The following is a 14360-nucleotide window of genomic DNA, read 5'->3' on the forward strand; positions in this document are numbered from 1 at the left end:
ACTAGGCCGCGGAGGCCGCGCCCATCTGGGGCGGAGGCACGGCGATGCCGGCGTCGGTGTATTCCTTCAGCTTGTTGCGCAGCGTCCGGATGGAGATGCCCAGGATGTTGGCCGCGTGGGTGCGGTTGCCCAGGCAGTGCTCCAGGGTGTCGATGATCAGCTGCTGTTCGACGGCGGCCACGGTCTGGCCGACGTAGGAGCGGCTGGCGGTCTCGGCGGCGAGGCTCGCGACCTGGGCGGCGCGCGCGCCGGGGTCGACGGAGGATAGCGGCTGGCCGTCCGGCAGGCGGATGGCGTCTTCCTCGATCTCCGGGCCGCTGGCCATCAACACCGCGCGGTGCATGGCGTTCTCCAGCTCGCGGACGTTGCCGGGCCAGCGGTGGACGGCAAGGCGCCGCTTGGCCTCGGCCGACAGCGGCCGCTCGGGCATGCCGTTAGCCCGGGCGTATTTCTTGATGAAGAACTCGGCCAGCGCCAGGACGTCGCCCGGCCGGTCGCGCAGCGAGGGGATGCGCAGGTTCACGACGTTCAGGCGGTAGAGCAGGTCCTCGCGGAACACGCCGTCGCGCACGGCCTGGGCCAGATCGCGGTTGGAGGTGGCCAGGATGCGGATGTCGACCTTCACCGGCTTCATGCCGCCGACCCGGTCGATCTCGCGCTCCTGGATGGCGCGCAGCAGCTTGGCCTGCAGGCGGGCGTCCATTTCGCTGATTTCGTCCAGCAGCAGGGTGCCGCCGTTGGCTTCCTCGAACTTGCCGATGCGCCGGGCCACGGCGCCGGTGAAGGCGCCCTTCTCGTGGCCGAACAACTCGCTTTCGAGCAGGTTCTCCGGGATGGCCGCGCAGTTCACGCTGATGAACGGGCGCGCCGCGCGGCGCGACTTCTGGTGGACGTGGCGGGCGATGACTTCCTTGCCCACGCCGCTCTCGCCGGTGATCAGGATCGAGGCGTCGGAGGGGGCGATCTGGTCGGCCATGGCGATCACCGCCTGCATGGACGGGTCGCGCACCACCATCGGCCGGTTGTCGTCGGCCACCGCGGCCAGGACCGCGGCGATCAGCTCGGCGTCCGGCGGCAGGGGGATGAATTCCTTGGCGCCGGCCTTGATGGCCGCCGCCGCGCGGGCGGCGTCTGCGCCCACGCCGCAGGCCACCACCGGCACGCGGATCCGTTCGGCCTCGTTGGTGGCGATCAGCATGGCGATGTCGAGCTCGTAGTCGACCATCATCAGGTCGGCCCCCTGGCCCGCGCGGAGCGCGTGGGTCGCCGCCGCGATCGTCTCCACGTGACTGACCTTCGCGCCCGCGCTCATCGCCATCTTCACGGCGGTAGAGAGCTGCCCGTTCAATTTACCGACCACCAGTAGCCGCATGGCTCTTCTCCCTCAGACGGCGGCTCTTAAGCCTGCGCGTCGCCGTCCTTGATGATTTCCGTCATGGTCACGCCCAGCCGCTCGTCGACGATCACGACCTCGCCGCGCGCCACCAGGCGGTTGTTCACATAGATGTCGATGGCCTCGCCGACCTTGCGGTCGAGCTCCAGCACGCTGCCTTGGCCGAGCTGCAGCAGCTGGGCGACCGACAGGCTGGCGCGGCCGAGGACCGCGGAGATGTTCACCGGCACGTCGAAGACCGGCGCCAGGTCGGTGGCGGTCTTTTCCTCGTCGCCCAGGATTTCGGGCAGGGCGCCGTCGCCGGCGGCGAACTCGTCGAGCTTCAGCTCTTCGGTTGTGTCGGGGGTTTCGGACATGGCGGCTCTTAGCTTCCTTGGGCGTCAGGGGCAGGCGCGCCCGGGATCAGGGGTTCGGCGTGCAGGCCCTCGGCGGCCAGGGCCGCGTGCAGGGCCTGGGAGACGCGCTCGGCGGCGGCGGCGGGGTCGAAGCTCGCCGAGCCGTCGCCGAAGTCGAGGGTGAAGGCGTTGGCGCCCAGGGCCGGGCTCACGCGCACCTGCACGGCACCGGGGAAGCCGATGGCCTGGGCGGTCTCGTCCAGAGCCGCCTGCAGGCCCTGGGCCAGCTCGGCGTCGGCGGAGACGATCAGGCGCGGGGCGGCCTCGATCTCGCGAGCCAGGGCCTCGAGGGCTGCGCGGACCGGGGCCTGGGGAGCGGCGTCGAGGGCGGCGCCGGCGATGGCGCGGCCGCAGGCGAGCGCCAGCTCCGCGGAGCCGACGCGGTGGTCATGGGCGACGCCGGCCAGGCTGGGCAGGGCCTGCTGGACCACGTGGGCGATGACGGCCAGGGCCTCGGCCTGGCGGTTGGCGACGCTGGCCATGGCGCGGGCCTCGCCGGCCGCCTCGGAGGCGCGGCGGATCTGCTCGACCTCGTCGGTGGTGTAGGTGCGCTTGGGCCGCGGCGCGGCCGCGATCACCCGCCCGGTGGCCTCGAACACCGTGTCGAACTTGAATTTCTCGAGGGGCTCACCGGTCATCAGTACACCAGCTCGTCATCGTCGCCGCCGGCGCCGACCAGGACGATCTCGCCCTTGTTGGCCAGGTCCTTGGCGGCCTGCACCATGGCCATCTGCGCCTGCTCGACCTCGCGCAGGCGGACCGGGCCCATGGTCTCCATGTCCTCGCGCATGATCTTGGCGGCGCGCTCGCTCATGTTGGAGAAGAACATGTCGCGCAGCCCGTCGGAGGCGCCCTTCAGCGCCAGCGCCAGCTGGTCCTTCTCCACCGTGCGCAGCAGGGTCTGCACGCCGCCCGGATCGAGCTTGTTGAGGTCCTCGAAGACGAACATCAGGGCCCGGATGCGCTCGGCGGCCTCGCGGTTGCGCTCTTCCAGGGCGGTGATGAAGCGGGTCTCGGTTTGGCGGTCGAAGGCGTTGAAGATGTCGGCCATCATCTCGTGGCTGTCGCGCTTCGACGTGCGCGCCAGGTTCGACATGAATTCGGTGCGCAGGGTCTGTTCGATCTTGTCGAGGATCTCGCGCTGCACCGGCTCCATGCGCAGCATGCGGGTGACGCACTCCAGCGCGAAGTCCTCGGGCAGGCAGGTGAGCACGCGCGCGGCGTGCTCGGATTTGATCTTCGACAGCACCACCGCGACGGTCTGCGGGTATTCGTTCTTCAGGTAGTTGGCGAGCACGGCCTCGTTCACGTTGCCGAGCTTGTCCCACATGGTGCGACCCGCCGGACCGCGGATCTCCTCCATCAGGCTGTCGACCTTGTCGCCGGGCATGATCGAGGCCAGCAGCTTCTGGGTCAGCTCCACCGAGCCGGTGATCGCGCCGCCGCCCATGCCGGAGACGAACTCGACCAGCAGGTCCTCCACCACCGCGGCGGTGACCTGGCCGAGGCCGGCCATGGCCTGGGAGATCACCTTGATCTCCTCCTCCTCCAGGCCGCGCCAGACGCTGGCGTGGTCCTCGCCCAGCGCCAACAGCACCACCGCGGCCTTTTCGGGTCCGGTCAGCTTGGCGGCGTCGGCGACGCCTTTCATCTTAGGAGCGGCCATGGTCAGGCGGACTCATGCAGCCAGCCGCGGATGATCGCGACGGACTCATCGGGGTGCTTGTCGACGAACTCGGCGACGCGCTTGACGGAGCTGGCCTTCACCTGGCCCTCGATGCGGGCGATGTCGATCTTCTGCTCCAGGCCCTCGTTGACCGGGGCGGGCAGGGCCATCTGCTGGCCGGTGACCGGATCGACGCTGATCTGCATCGGCTGGCCGTCGGGGCTGGTGACGATGCGGGTCGCGCCGCCGCCGGCCAGGGCCAGCGGATTGCCGCCGCCGCCCGTCGCGCCCTTCAGGAGCGGGCGCACGATGAACAGCATCATCAGGATCGCGACGATGGCCATCACGCCCAGTTCGGCGGCGCGCATGATGTCGTTCTTGTCGAAGCCCATCAGCGGGTTGGCGGCGGTGACGCCCTCGGCGTCATCGGCGGTGGGGAACTTGACGTTGACCACGGTCACCTGGTCGCCGCGGTCCTTGTCGTAGCCGACGGCGGTCTGCACCAGGGACTGGATCTGGGCCATCTCAGCGGCCGAGCGGGCGGAGTAGGCGCCGGGCTTGCCGGTCTTCTTGTCGGCCGGGCCATAGGCGCCGTCGACGGCGACCGCGACCGCGATCTTCTTCACGGCGCCAGGCTCGCGCACCTCGGTCGTGGTGGTCTTGGAGATCTCGTAGTTGGTCGTCGACTCCTGTTTGCCGCTGGCGTTGGAGGAGTCACCGCCAGGGTCGACGGACGAGCCGCCGGGGATCTTGGCCGCGGCCGAGGACTGGGTCGTGCCGCCGCTGGAGCCTTCCTTGGAGTTCTCGTCGGTGGTGCTCTCCGAGCGGACCACCTGGCCGTCCGGGTCGAAGCTTTCCTTCTGTGTGGTGATGTGGGCCAGGTCGACGTCGGCGGTGACGTTCACCCGCGCCTTGCCGGCGCCCACAACGCCTTCGACCAGGGTCTTCACCTGCTTGGCGATGCGCTGCTCGACCTCGCTCTTGCGGCCATCGGCCTCGGCGGCCATGCCGGTGTCGCCGCCGGAGAGCGTCTTGGCGTGCTGGTCGATGACGGTGACGCGGTCGGGCTTCAGGTTGGGGACGGCGCCGGCCACCAGGTTCTGCACACCGCGCACCTGGTCGGGGCCGGGCTCGCGCCCGCCGACGCCCAGGGTGACGGAGGCCGACGGCTGCTCGGCGTCGTCCTCGAACAACTGACGCTTGGGCAGCACCAGGTGGACGCGCACGGAGGTGATGCCGTCCAGGCCGCGGATGGTGCGGCCGAGCTCGCCTTCCAGGGCGCGCTGGCGGTTCAGCTGCTGGACGAAGTCCGTCTGGCCCATGGCCGAGGAGTTGTCGAAGATCTCGTAGCCGACCGAGCCCGCGGTCGGCAGGCCCTTGGACGAGAGCATCAGGCGGGTGGAGGCGACCTGGTCGCGGTTGACCAGGATGGTCGAGCCGTCGCCCTTGACCTCGTACTTGATGCCGCCCTGGTCGAGGGCCTGGGTGATGGTCCCGGCTTCCTTCAGGTCGAGGTTGGAATAGAGCAGGGCCTTGGGCTGGCCCAGGCCCATGGTCACGGCGAACAGGGCCGCGGCCACGCCGGCGCCGATGCCGAGGATGGCGGCCAGGCGGCCGATCCCGAACCTCTGAAGCGCAGCCAGGATCTGGTTCAACGCCGGCGTCCTTCCAAAACCAATTCGCGGCCGGGCGTGCGGTTCTTGCCTAGCGCTAGGCAGGATTTACCCAGTGCTTGGTAAACGCGAGGTTTAGGCGGAGCCGTTTCGGCGGGGCTGGAGGGTCAGCCGCTCCAGGGGCTGAGCGCGCCCCAAAGGGCCAGGTCCGCCGAGAAGGCGGCGTAGATCAGCACCGTCGCCGTGAAGAAGGCTTTCCGCAGGTGCGACCAACTGTCCACCCGCCGGCCGCCGCGCCAGATGGAGGGGACGACGAGGACGGTCGTGGCGGTGAGGCCCGCGGCCACCAGGGCGCAGGCCGAGGCGGTGATCATCAGGATCCCTGGCCAACGGTACATGACCTGGGCCTGGTCGCCGCTCTTCGAGGACCAGAAGCCGAAGAGGACGAGGGCCAGGAGCCAGAGCACCGCCTGGATGTTCTGCACCAGGCTGGCGCGGCTCTGGATCTGGTTCTCGCGGAACTCCCGGCGGTTGCGGGCCGCGACGCCGGCCAGGGTCGCGACGGCGGCGGCGGCGGTGAAGGCGGCCAGCAGGGCCAGCATCCGCGGCTCGCGCCAGATGGGCGCGCGGATGAAGGCCTGGGTGCCGTTGGCGACGTGGAAGGCCCGGGCGCGGCCGTCGGCCAGGTCGAAGGCGATGCGCTCGGCGCCCTGGGTGCGGATGAAGCGGCCCTCGGCGGGATCGCCCTCCGGCGCCCAGGCGGCCATGCCGGAGCTGTCGCTGGTCACCAGATGGCCGTCGCGGCTGACGTCGACGCTGGCTCCGCCCTGCAGGGCGTCCACGAAGCCCTCGAGCCCCGAATAGGTCCGCCGAGTGGTCAGGTAGTAGCCGGCGTAGTCGCTTCGCCGTTGGGCGAGGTCGGGCGAGCCGGGGCGCGGGAACAGGTCGGGCGCGGCGTAGAAGCGCTGCACGATCCGCTCCGGCAGGCGGTTCACCAGCGACCGCCCGGTGTCGGTGTTGGTGGAGACGAAAATCCCCAGGTTCAGGTCGGGGACCACCACCATGTTGGAGAAGAAGGACAGCGTCGCCCCGCCGTGACCGTAGCCGCGGTGGCCGCCGGGCAGGTCGAAGACCATGAAGCCGTGCGCCCAGCCGTTGATCCCGATCGGCGTCTGGCGCAGCGGCGTGCGGAAGGCTTGCGCGGTCGTCGGGCCATAGACGGTGACGCCGCTGAGCTGTCCGCCGCCCAGTTGCATCAGCATGTAGCGGGCCATGTCGCCGGCGGTGGACGACCCGGCGCCGGCCGGCGCGATCTGCTCGATGAACTCATAGTCGCGGCGCTGGAAGCCGCCCGGCGTCCAGCGGTAGCCGTCGGAGACGTCCGCCGCCAGGGCGGGGCTCATGGGCGCCGGCAGGCCCGCCTTCGGATCGTGCGGCTCGCGGAAGGTGGTGTGGGCCATGCCCAGCGGGTTGATGATCTCATCTTCGACCAGCCGTTCGTAGGGCTTGCCGGCGACATAGCTCGCCGCTTCGCCGGCCAGGGCCGCGCCGTAGTTGGAGTAGGACGAGACCACGCCCGGCGCATGCACCCGCTTGGGCCGCTCCTGGCGCAGGTAGAGGTCGAGCGGCCGCACCCGGTCGAACTTGCGTTCGAAGAGCTGGCCCAGCGCCCGGTCCTCGAAGCCCGCCGAATGGTCCATCAGGTTGGCGACCCGCACCGGCTGGTCGTAGCCCTGGTCCTTCACCTGCGCCTTTTCCGGCAGGTAGAGGTTCACGGGCTGGTTCAGGCGCAGGCGGCCGGCCTCGACCTCCTTCATCACCGCGATCCAGGTGAAGGTCTTGGAGATCGAGCCCACGCGGAACAGGGTGCGGTCCGGGTCGACCGGCCGCTGCGGGTTGAGGTTGGAAAAGCCGTAGCCCTTCTTGAGCAGCACCTGGCCATTCTGCACCACCGAGACCGTGGCGCCGGCGATGTGCTCGCGGGCCATGGCGTCGTTCATCACCCCGTCGACGAAGGCTTCCAGCTCGGCGGCCGGCAGGGGCTGGCCCGGCGCGAGGCGGGCGCTGGGCGCTGGCGGCCCAGGCGGCGGCGCGGCGGGCGGGGATGCCACTGGCGCGGGCGGCGGCGCGGCGTCCGGCTGGGCGGCGTCGACGTCGGGCGCCGGAGCAGAGATGACCGGCTTCGGGGCCGCAGCGGCTGGAGGCGCGGGCTTGGGCGTCGTGGGCGGCGGCTTGGGACTGCCGGCGCTCGCCTGGGCATCCGCCGGTTTAGGTTTCGGCTTGGCGGGCTTGGCGTTCAGCTTGGCGTAGGGGATCGGCCGTTTGGGCAGGGCGGGCGCGTCGGCCTGATGCGCCGGTTTGGCCGTGTCATCCTGGGCAAGCGCAATCGTCTGCGGAAGGAGCAGCAGCGCCAGGGCGGCGGCGGCGAAGACGGCGGATCGGATCAACAGGAAACCCAGCGGCGAGCGGAACGCTGCAACCTTGTAGGGCGCCCTGCCGAGTCATTCCAAGTGTCGCTGGCCAAGCGCGGCGGAGACTGACGGTCAGTTTCGTGGCGGCGGCGCGGCCAGGGGATAGAAGGGCAGCATCGGCCTGAGCCCCGCGCCGATGAACAGCTGCGGCTCCGAGGCGGGCTTCAGGCCCTCCCGGGTCTCCCGCGCCGCGACACAGGCCTGCGCCGCCGTCCCGAGCGCCGCGAAGTCGGGGGCGTGCGGCAGGCTCTCCAGGATGCACTGGTCGAAGTAGGGGTACTTGTCGGCCTCGCCGCAGCCGAAGGACGAGCGGTCGGGCCGCGCGGCGGTCAGCACCATGCGGTTGGAGCCGGCCAGCGGCGGGACGAAGACGCCGGAGAAGCAGGCCGAGATGATCACGACGGTCGGGCGCTTGCCGCAGGTGGTGTCGACCATGTTGGCCAGCACGCCGGGCGGCAGGAACTGCTGGTCGACCACCACGCCCATCGGCGCGCCATGCGAGCTGAAATAGATCAGGCAGCCGCCCCTGGCCTTGGCCGTCAGGTCGGAGAGCGCGTCATAGATGCCCTGCGGCGCGGACTTCTCCGGATGGGCGTCGGGATAGCGCTCGGGGCGGACGGAGAACTGCTTGAGGTTGGCCGCGTCGAAGCCCGCGTCCTCGAAGGCCCGGATCACGTCGCGGCGGGTGTTGTCGAAGGCCTCCGACGGGCCGCCGGAGTGGGCGTGCCAGTCGCCGGCCACCACCACCCAGCTCCAGTCGGCGAAGGGCGAGGCGGCGGCCTCGGCGGTGCGGACGGCGCCGGCGGCGGCCATCAGCAGCGCGCCGATCAGCCAGGCCAGACGCGCGACCGACCGCACGGCTTACTTCTTGTAGGTCTGGAACGGCGTCGGGATGGCCGTGCCTGTGGCCTTGGCCAGGAGCCGGCCCTCCGCGTCGTAGAGCTCGCCCTCGGTGAAGGCCACCTGGCGGCCCCACTTGGCCACCCGGCCGACGCCGCGCAGCTTCCCCGGCAGGCCGGGGCGGAAGAAGCTGGTCTTCATCTCCAGGGTGGGCGCGACGGCGGTCATGCCCGAGGCCACCATGCAGGCCACGCTCATGCACTCGTCCAGCATGGCGCAGATGTAGCCGCCCTGGATCTGCTTCATCGGATTGAGCAGGAACTCGGCCCGGGCCTCGAACTCCACCTCGACGGTCTTGGTCGCCTGGCTCACCGACAGCATCCTGAAGCCCAGGGTCTGGGAGCCGGTGGGCGGGTTCTTGGCGTTCAGGAACCGCTGCAGGATGGCGTCGTCGGTCAGGCTCACGGGCTCAGCGGCGGCGACATCATCCATCGGCGGCAGGCTCACTTCTTCCGGAATTGGTCCAGGGAGACGATCTTGGCCTCGCCGTCGCCGCCGCCTTCGGGCGGTTCGCGGTCGGTCTCGTCGGCCGGGTCGGGCTCCGGCGTCCTGGCCTCGGCGGCCGGCGGCTCGAACTGCAGCAGGAACTGCACGCTCGGATCGTAGAAACGGGTCACCGCGGCGTAGGGCACCGACAGCCGCTTGGGCTGGCCGCCGAACTGCAGGGTCACCGAGAAGAAGGTCTCGCCCGGCGCCAGGTCCCAGTACTGGTGCTGCAGGACGATGGTCATCTCGTCCGGGTACTTGCCCAGAAGGTCGATCGGGCCGGAGACGCCCGGGGCGTCGGTCTTGAAGGTGATGTAGAAATGGTGCGCGCCGGGCAGGCCCTCGGGCGCGGCCGCCCGCTTCAGCGCCGTCTTCACGACCCCGCGCAGGGCGTCCTGGGCCATGGCCTCGTAGCGCATCAAGTCCTGGGCCGGCGGGTCCTGGGCCATGGGGTCTCCAACGAACAGGGCGCGAACGTAACGCCTGGACCGCCGGGCGCAAAGCGCTTGATGCAGGGCCGCGATGGGGAAAGTGGGAGGCTTCTGTTGGCAGGCGCCTCCCGGGCCCCGCCTAAGGATCTGAACCCCTAGGACTTAGGTGAGACTAGTCGCACCGCTTACGCGGCGAGACGGATGTCTCCAGCGAAGTTATCGTTCGCAGTTAGTTTAAAACCCGGAACGGTGGGTCAGGCCGAGAGAAAGCAACACCTTTAGACGTCTGTCGATGCTGATCGGCCCCATACCGTCTGGCGATAACCCAGGCTGGAAAATGGTGGAGCCGCCGGGAATCGCACCCGGGTCCAGTCCGCTTATTACGTGCGCGTTTATCTCCATAGACAGGGCGAACCCTGACCCGTGCAATATAGACCGGAAGGGTTCAAAAAAGAAGAAGCGTCCGTTCGCGAAGCGTGGACGGCGGGGCGTTTTCCGCCAATCGCCGCCGTGGCTTCGTGAGCGGCCTGGGGCGGCGAGGAGCGCGGCGATAGGGTTGCAGGCATAAGATTTTACTGGAGAAATTCGATGAAAGACCTGCTCTTCGCCATCCGGCCGCTGGTGTCGGACTTCTTCCCCACCATCGTGTTCGCGATCCTGATGGCCCTGCACGTGGATGTGCGCCTGGCCACCGGAGTGGCGCTGTTGATCGGGGTCGGCCAGGTGATCTTCCAGAAGGCGACCCATCGGCCGGTGGAGCTTCTTCAGTGGGCCTCGCTGGGTCTGGTGATCGTGTTCGGCAGCGTCGCTATGGCCACCAACGACCCGCGCTTCCTGATGATCAAGCCCAGCATCATCTACCTCGCCATCGGCGCGGTGATGCTGCGCCGCGGCTGGATGCTGCGCTACCTGCCGGCGGATGCGGTGGAGCTGGTCAGCGACCTGCAGATCCGCTGGGGCTACGCCTGGTCGGCGTTGATGTTCGCCACCGGGATCGCCAACGGCGTGATCGCCTGGAAGGCGCCCGCCTACTGGCCCGCCTTCATCGCCATCGTCCCGCTGGCCTCGAAGATCGCCCTGTTCGCCGTGCACTTCGGCAGCGTCCGCTACATCGGCTACCGCCGCCACGCCCGCCTCCAGCAGGAAGCGGCGGCGGAGGCGTCGATCGGGGAAGCCCAGGCCGCCTAGAACACCTCGACGCCGCGCTGGATGGAGAGCACCCCGGTGCGGGAGATCTCCACCAGCCCGAGCGGGCGCATCAGGTCGGCGAACTTGTCGATCTTCGACGGCGCGCCGGTCAGCTCGAAGACGAAGCTCTCGTGGGTGGTGTCGATCACCTTGGCGCGGAAGATGTCGGCGACACGCAGGGCCTCGACCCGCTCGGGGCCCGAGCCGCGCACCTTCACCAGCGCCAGCTCGCGCTCCAGGCCATTGGGATCGCGGGTCACGTCCTGCACGTGGCGGGTCGAGACCATCTTGGTCAGCTGGGCCTCGATCTGGCCCAGCACATGCGGGGTGCCGCGGGTGACAATGGTGACGCGGCTGGTGTGCGCGTTGTGGTCGGTCTCGGCGACCGTCAGGCTCTCGATGTTGTAGCCGCGCGCCGCGAACAGCCCGACCAGCCGGTGCAGCACGCCCGGCTCGTTGTCCACCAGGACGGCGAAGGTGGCCAGGTTCTCGGCCTCCTCAGTGCGGGCGAGGTCGTAGACGGAGGCGGGCTGGGCGTCGGTCATGGGGGGCCTTTCGTGGCGGGCCTTATAGCCTCGCCCGCGCCGCTGCTGCCAGCACGCTGTCACGATGAGGGTCCAGAAGGGGCGATGTCGCAGCCGCGCCCACCGGCGCGTCTTCCAGGCGGGACAACAAGGAGATCGTCATGACCACCACCCTCGATATCGCCAATGACCTCGTCGCGCTCTGCAAGGCCGGCAAGTTCGCCGAATGCGGCGAGAAGTACTGGGCCCCGGACGTGATCAGCGTCGAGGCCGGCGCGCCTCCCGGCGGCGATCCGGTCAGCCGCGGCCTCAGCGAGGTGCGCGGGAAGGGCCAGTGGTGGGCCGCCAACCACGAGGTCCACAGCGTCGAGGTCGAAGGCCCCTACGCCAACGGCGACCAGTTCGTGGTCCGCTTCAAGATGGAGGTCACGCCCAAGGCCAGCGGCCAGCGCATGACCATGGACGAGATGGCCGTCTACACGCTGAAGGACGGCAAGATCGCCGAGGAGCGGTTCTTCTACAACATGTAGCTTTCGCGGGGTCCGTGAGCAGGCCTCGCTTGCGCGGCGGCGGCTGGGCGCCGACATTGGCGGCCATGTCGTCGTTCCGCATGCCCCAGAGCCTGAATGCCCGCCTCGGCGTCGAGACCGGCGAGACAGTGCTGCGCCACGAGATCATCCAGGAGCAGGCCGCCTCCCTGGCGCGCATGGGAGAGAAGACGGAAAAGGCGCTGGCGGCCCTGCGCAACCATCAGGGCGAGGGCCGCGCCGAGGTGCTGAAGGCCGCCGCCGACACGGTCTGGTGCTTCCTGGTGCAGCGCGAGGTCATGGGCCTGCGCGACCGCGCCCGGGTGGTGGCCGACTACGACATCCCCAAGGAGGTGATGGTGCGGCTGGGCGCGCGCTAGGCGGCGATCTCCGCCACCGCCGCCTCCAGCACCCGCACCAGGTCCGCCGGCGCCAGACGCGCCTGCAGGCCGCGCTGGCCGCCGTTGACATAGGCTTGCGGCAGGGCGGCCGCGGCCGCGTCGATCACGGTCGGCAGGCGCTTCTTCTGGCCGAAGGGGCTGACGCCGCCGACGCGGTAGCCGGTGGTCCGCTCGGCCTCGGCGACGGGCGCCATCTCGCAGGCCTTGGCGCCCAGGGCCGCCGCCAGCTTCTTCATGGAGACCTCGCGGTCGGAGGCCAGGACCACGCAGGCGAACCGGCCGTCGGCCTTGACGATGAGGGTCTTCAGCACCTCGGACGCGGGCGCGCCCAGGGCCTCGGCCGCCGCCAGGCCGATGCGGTCGGCGGCGGGGTCGTAGGCGTAGGTCGCCAGCGTATGGGCGACGCCGGCGCGGTCCAGCGTCAGGGTGGCCGGGGTGGTCCGGCTCACACCAGCCGTTTCCCCGCCTCGTCGATGATCGTGCCCAGGTCGCGGGCTTCCTCGGCCATGATCATCTCGTTGTGGGCCTTGCCGGAGGGGATCATCGGGAAGCAGTTCTCTTCCTTGGTCACCCGGCAGTCGAAGATCACCGGCTTGTCGACGGCGATCATCGCGCGGATCTTGTCGTCGAGTTCGTCGGGATGCTCGGCGCGGAAGCCGACGCCGCCGTAGGCCTCGGCCAGCTTCACGAAGTCGGGCAGGCTGGCGGAGTAGGAGTGCGAATAGCGCTCCCCGTGCAGCAGCTGCTGCCATTGGCGCACCATGCCCATCCACTCGTTGTTGAGGATGAAGATCTTGATCGGCAGGCCGTACTGCACGGCCGTCGACATCTCCTGCATGGTCATCTGGATGGAGGCGTCGCCGGCGATGTCGATGACCAGGCTCTTGGGGTGCGCCATCTGCACGCCCACGGCGGCGGGCAGGCCATAGCCCATGGTGCCGAGGCCCCCGGAGGTCATCCAGCGGTTGGGCTCCTCGAAGCGGTAGAACTGGGCGGCCCACATCTGGTGCTGGCCGACCTCGGTGGTGATGTAGACATCCCTGTCCTTGGTCAGCTCGTAGAGCCGCTGGATGGCGTGCTGCGGCTTGATCAGCTTGGCGTCGGGCCGGTAGCGGAAGCTGTCGCGGGCGCGCCAGGCGTCGATCTGCTTCCACCAGTCGGCCAGGGCCGTTTGATCCACTCCGTAGCGCTTGGCCTTCCAGACCTCGATCAGGTCGGCCAGCACCGAGCCCGCGTCGCCGACGATGCCGATGTCGGCGCGCACGTTCTTGCCGATCGAGCTGGCGTCGATATCGACATGGATCTTGCGCGAGCCGGGCGCGAAGGCGTCCAGGCGGCCGGTCACCCGGTCGTCGAACCGCGCGCCGATGGCCACCATGACGTCGCAGTCGTGCATGGCGTTGTTGGCCTCGAAGGAGCCGTGCATCCCCAGCATGCCCAGCCACTGCGGGCTGGAGGCCGGGAAGGCGCCCAGGCCCATCAGCGTCGAGGTGACCGGCGCGCCGGTCAGCGCCGCGAACTCGCGCAGCAGCTCGGCCGCCTTGGGCCCGGCGTTGATCACGCCGCCGCCGGTATAGAGGATCGGCCGCTTGGCCTTGGCGATCATCGCCGCAGCCTCGGCGATGCGGCTGGGGTCGCCCTTGGTGCGCGGATTGTAGTTGTGGACGTGCTTGACCTCGGCGGGGCCGCGGTAGGCGCCCTTGGCGAACTGCACGTCCTTCGGGACGTCGATGACCACCGGGCCGGGCCGGCCGGAGGTGGCGATGTGGAAGGCCTCGTGCAGCACGCGGGGCAGGTCGGCCACGTCCTTCACCAGGTAGTTGTGCTTGGTGCAGGGCCTGGTGATGCCGATGGTGTCACATTCCTGGAAGGCGTCGGTGCCGATCAGGTGGGTGGCGACTTGGCCGGTGATGACGATCAGCGGAATGGAGTCCATCAAGGCGTCGACGATGCCGGTCACCGCATTGGTGGCGCCGGGGCCGGAGGTGACCAGCACCACCCCGGGCTTGCCGGTAGAGCGGGCGTAGCCCTCCGCCGCATGGGTCGCGCCCTGCTCGTGGCGCACCAGCACGTGGGTCAGGCGCGGCTCGGCGAAGAGGGCGTCGTAGATCGGCAGCACCGCGCCGCCCGGATAGCCGAACAGCACCTCGACGCCCTGATCCACAAGCGCGCGCACCACCATCTCGGCGCCGGAGAGGGTGACGGTTTCGGCTTCGATGGTCGGCGTATGGGCGGTCATGGCTGGGCTCGGGTTCGGGACAATAAAAAAGGCCCGCGAGGGGCCTGGGGCAAGCGACCGTTGACGGGCTGAACCAAGTCAGTCCGCGGCGGGCCGCCTGCCGAGTACAAGAATGATGCGCACGAG

General features: G+C 69.7%; 15 protein-coding genes and 1 other RNA gene. 3 read left to right on the forward strand and 13 right to left on the reverse strand.

Annotation, left to right across the window (positions count from 1 at the left end; translation table 11 throughout):
• Position 1 precedes the first annotated feature (1 nt).
• The 10 genes from E8A49_RS07940 to ssrA all read right to left on the reverse strand — a co-directional run bounded on the left by E8A49_RS07940 (position 2) and on the right by ssrA (position 9815).
• Positions 2 to 1372: a sigma-54 dependent transcriptional regulator gene (locus E8A49_RS07940; RefSeq protein WP_293378672.1), complete on the reverse strand. Its 1371-nt coding sequence runs from the start codon at positions 1370 to 1372 to the stop codon at positions 2 to 4.
• Between the two features lie 26 nt (positions 1373 to 1398).
• Positions 1399 to 1749: a flagellar motor switch protein FliN gene (fliN, locus tag E8A49_RS07945; RefSeq protein ID WP_293378675.1), complete on the reverse strand. Its 351-nt coding sequence runs from the start codon at positions 1747 to 1749 to the stop codon at positions 1399 to 1401.
• Between the two features lie 8 nt (positions 1750 to 1757).
• Positions 1758 to 2426 (reverse strand): flagellar assembly protein FliH, encoded by a 669-nt coding sequence (locus E8A49_RS07950; protein ID WP_293378678.1) that lies wholly within the window; start codon positions 2424 to 2426, stop codon positions 1758 to 1760.
• On the reverse strand, positions 2426 to 3439 hold the full coding sequence (gene fliG, locus E8A49_RS07955) for a flagellar motor switch protein FliG (protein WP_293379075.1): 1014 nt from the start codon (positions 3437 to 3439) through the stop codon (positions 2426 to 2428). The genes E8A49_RS07950 and fliG overlap by 1 nt, the downstream gene beginning before the upstream one ends.
• A 17-nt stretch (positions 3440 to 3456) precedes the next feature.
• Positions 3457 to 5109, reverse strand: a complete 1653-nt coding sequence (gene fliF, locus E8A49_RS07960; RefSeq protein ID WP_293378680.1) for a flagellar basal-body MS-ring/collar protein FliF — start codon at positions 5107 to 5109, stop codon at positions 3457 to 3459.
• Between the two features lie 125 nt (positions 5110 to 5234).
• Positions 5235 to 7514: a serine hydrolase gene (locus tag E8A49_RS07965; protein ID WP_293378683.1), complete on the reverse strand. Its 2280-nt coding sequence runs from the start codon at positions 7512 to 7514 to the stop codon at positions 5235 to 5237.
• Positions 7515 to 7610: 96 nt separating this feature from the next.
• Positions 7611 to 8396: a C13 family peptidase gene (locus tag E8A49_RS07970; protein ID WP_293378686.1), complete on the reverse strand. Its 786-nt coding sequence runs from the start codon at positions 8394 to 8396 to the stop codon at positions 7611 to 7613.
• Between the two features lie 3 nt (positions 8397 to 8399).
• Complete coding sequence (locus E8A49_RS07975; RefSeq protein WP_293379078.1) at positions 8400 to 8870, reverse strand: PaaI family thioesterase; 471 nt, start codon at positions 8868 to 8870, stop codon at positions 8400 to 8402.
• Between the two features lie 11 nt (positions 8871 to 8881).
• Complete coding sequence (locus tag E8A49_RS07980) at positions 8882 to 9373, reverse strand: SspB family protein (protein WP_293378688.1); 492 nt, start codon at positions 9371 to 9373, stop codon at positions 8882 to 8884.
• A gap of 81 nt (positions 9374 to 9454) precedes the next feature.
• Positions 9455 to 9815, reverse strand: a transfer-messenger RNA (tmRNA) gene (gene ssrA / locus E8A49_RS07985).
• Positions 9816 to 9943: 128 nt separating this feature from the next.
• Here ssrA and E8A49_RS07990 point away from each other — a divergent pair.
• Positions 9944 to 10543 (forward strand): septation protein IspZ, encoded by a 600-nt coding sequence (locus tag E8A49_RS07990; protein ID WP_293378691.1) that lies wholly within the window; start codon positions 9944 to 9946, stop codon positions 10541 to 10543.
• Here E8A49_RS07990 and ilvN read toward each other — a convergent pair.
• On the reverse strand, positions 10540 to 11088 hold the full coding sequence (gene ilvN, locus E8A49_RS07995; protein WP_293378694.1) for an acetolactate synthase small subunit: 549 nt from the start codon (positions 11086 to 11088) through the stop codon (positions 10540 to 10542). The genes E8A49_RS07990 and ilvN overlap by 4 nt on opposite strands.
• 140 nt (positions 11089 to 11228) lie before the next feature.
• Between ilvN and E8A49_RS08000 the strand changes: the two genes are divergently transcribed.
• Both E8A49_RS08000 and E8A49_RS08005 read left to right on the forward strand, forming a co-directional pair.
• Positions 11229 to 11597, forward strand: a complete 369-nt coding sequence (locus E8A49_RS08000) for a nuclear transport factor 2 family protein (RefSeq protein WP_293378697.1) — start codon at positions 11229 to 11231, stop codon at positions 11595 to 11597.
• A gap of 14 nt (positions 11598 to 11611) precedes the next feature.
• Positions 11612 to 11974, forward strand: a complete 363-nt coding sequence (locus tag E8A49_RS08005) for a DUF6665 family protein (protein ID WP_293378700.1) — start codon at positions 11612 to 11614, stop codon at positions 11972 to 11974.
• On the opposite strand, the gene ybaK is transcribed toward E8A49_RS08005, so the two are convergent.
• Both ybaK and E8A49_RS08015 read right to left on the reverse strand, forming a co-directional pair.
• Positions 11971 to 12444: a Cys-tRNA(Pro) deacylase gene (gene ybaK, locus E8A49_RS08010; RefSeq protein ID WP_293378703.1), complete on the reverse strand. Its 474-nt coding sequence runs from the start codon at positions 12442 to 12444 to the stop codon at positions 11971 to 11973. The two genes, E8A49_RS08005 and ybaK, sit on opposite strands and share 4 nt — an antisense overlap.
• A complete protein-coding gene (locus E8A49_RS08015) occupies positions 12441 to 14234 on the reverse strand; it encodes an acetolactate synthase 3 large subunit (protein ID WP_293378706.1) in 1794 nt (597 codons plus the stop codon). Before E8A49_RS08015 ends, ybaK begins: the two co-directional genes overlap by 4 nt.
• Between the last annotated feature and the right edge of the window lie 126 nt (positions 14235 to 14360).

This window comes from Phenylobacterium sp. (assembly GCF_004799515.1).
Classification (GTDB): domain Bacteria; phylum Pseudomonadota; class Alphaproteobacteria; order Caulobacterales; family Caulobacteraceae; genus Phenylobacterium.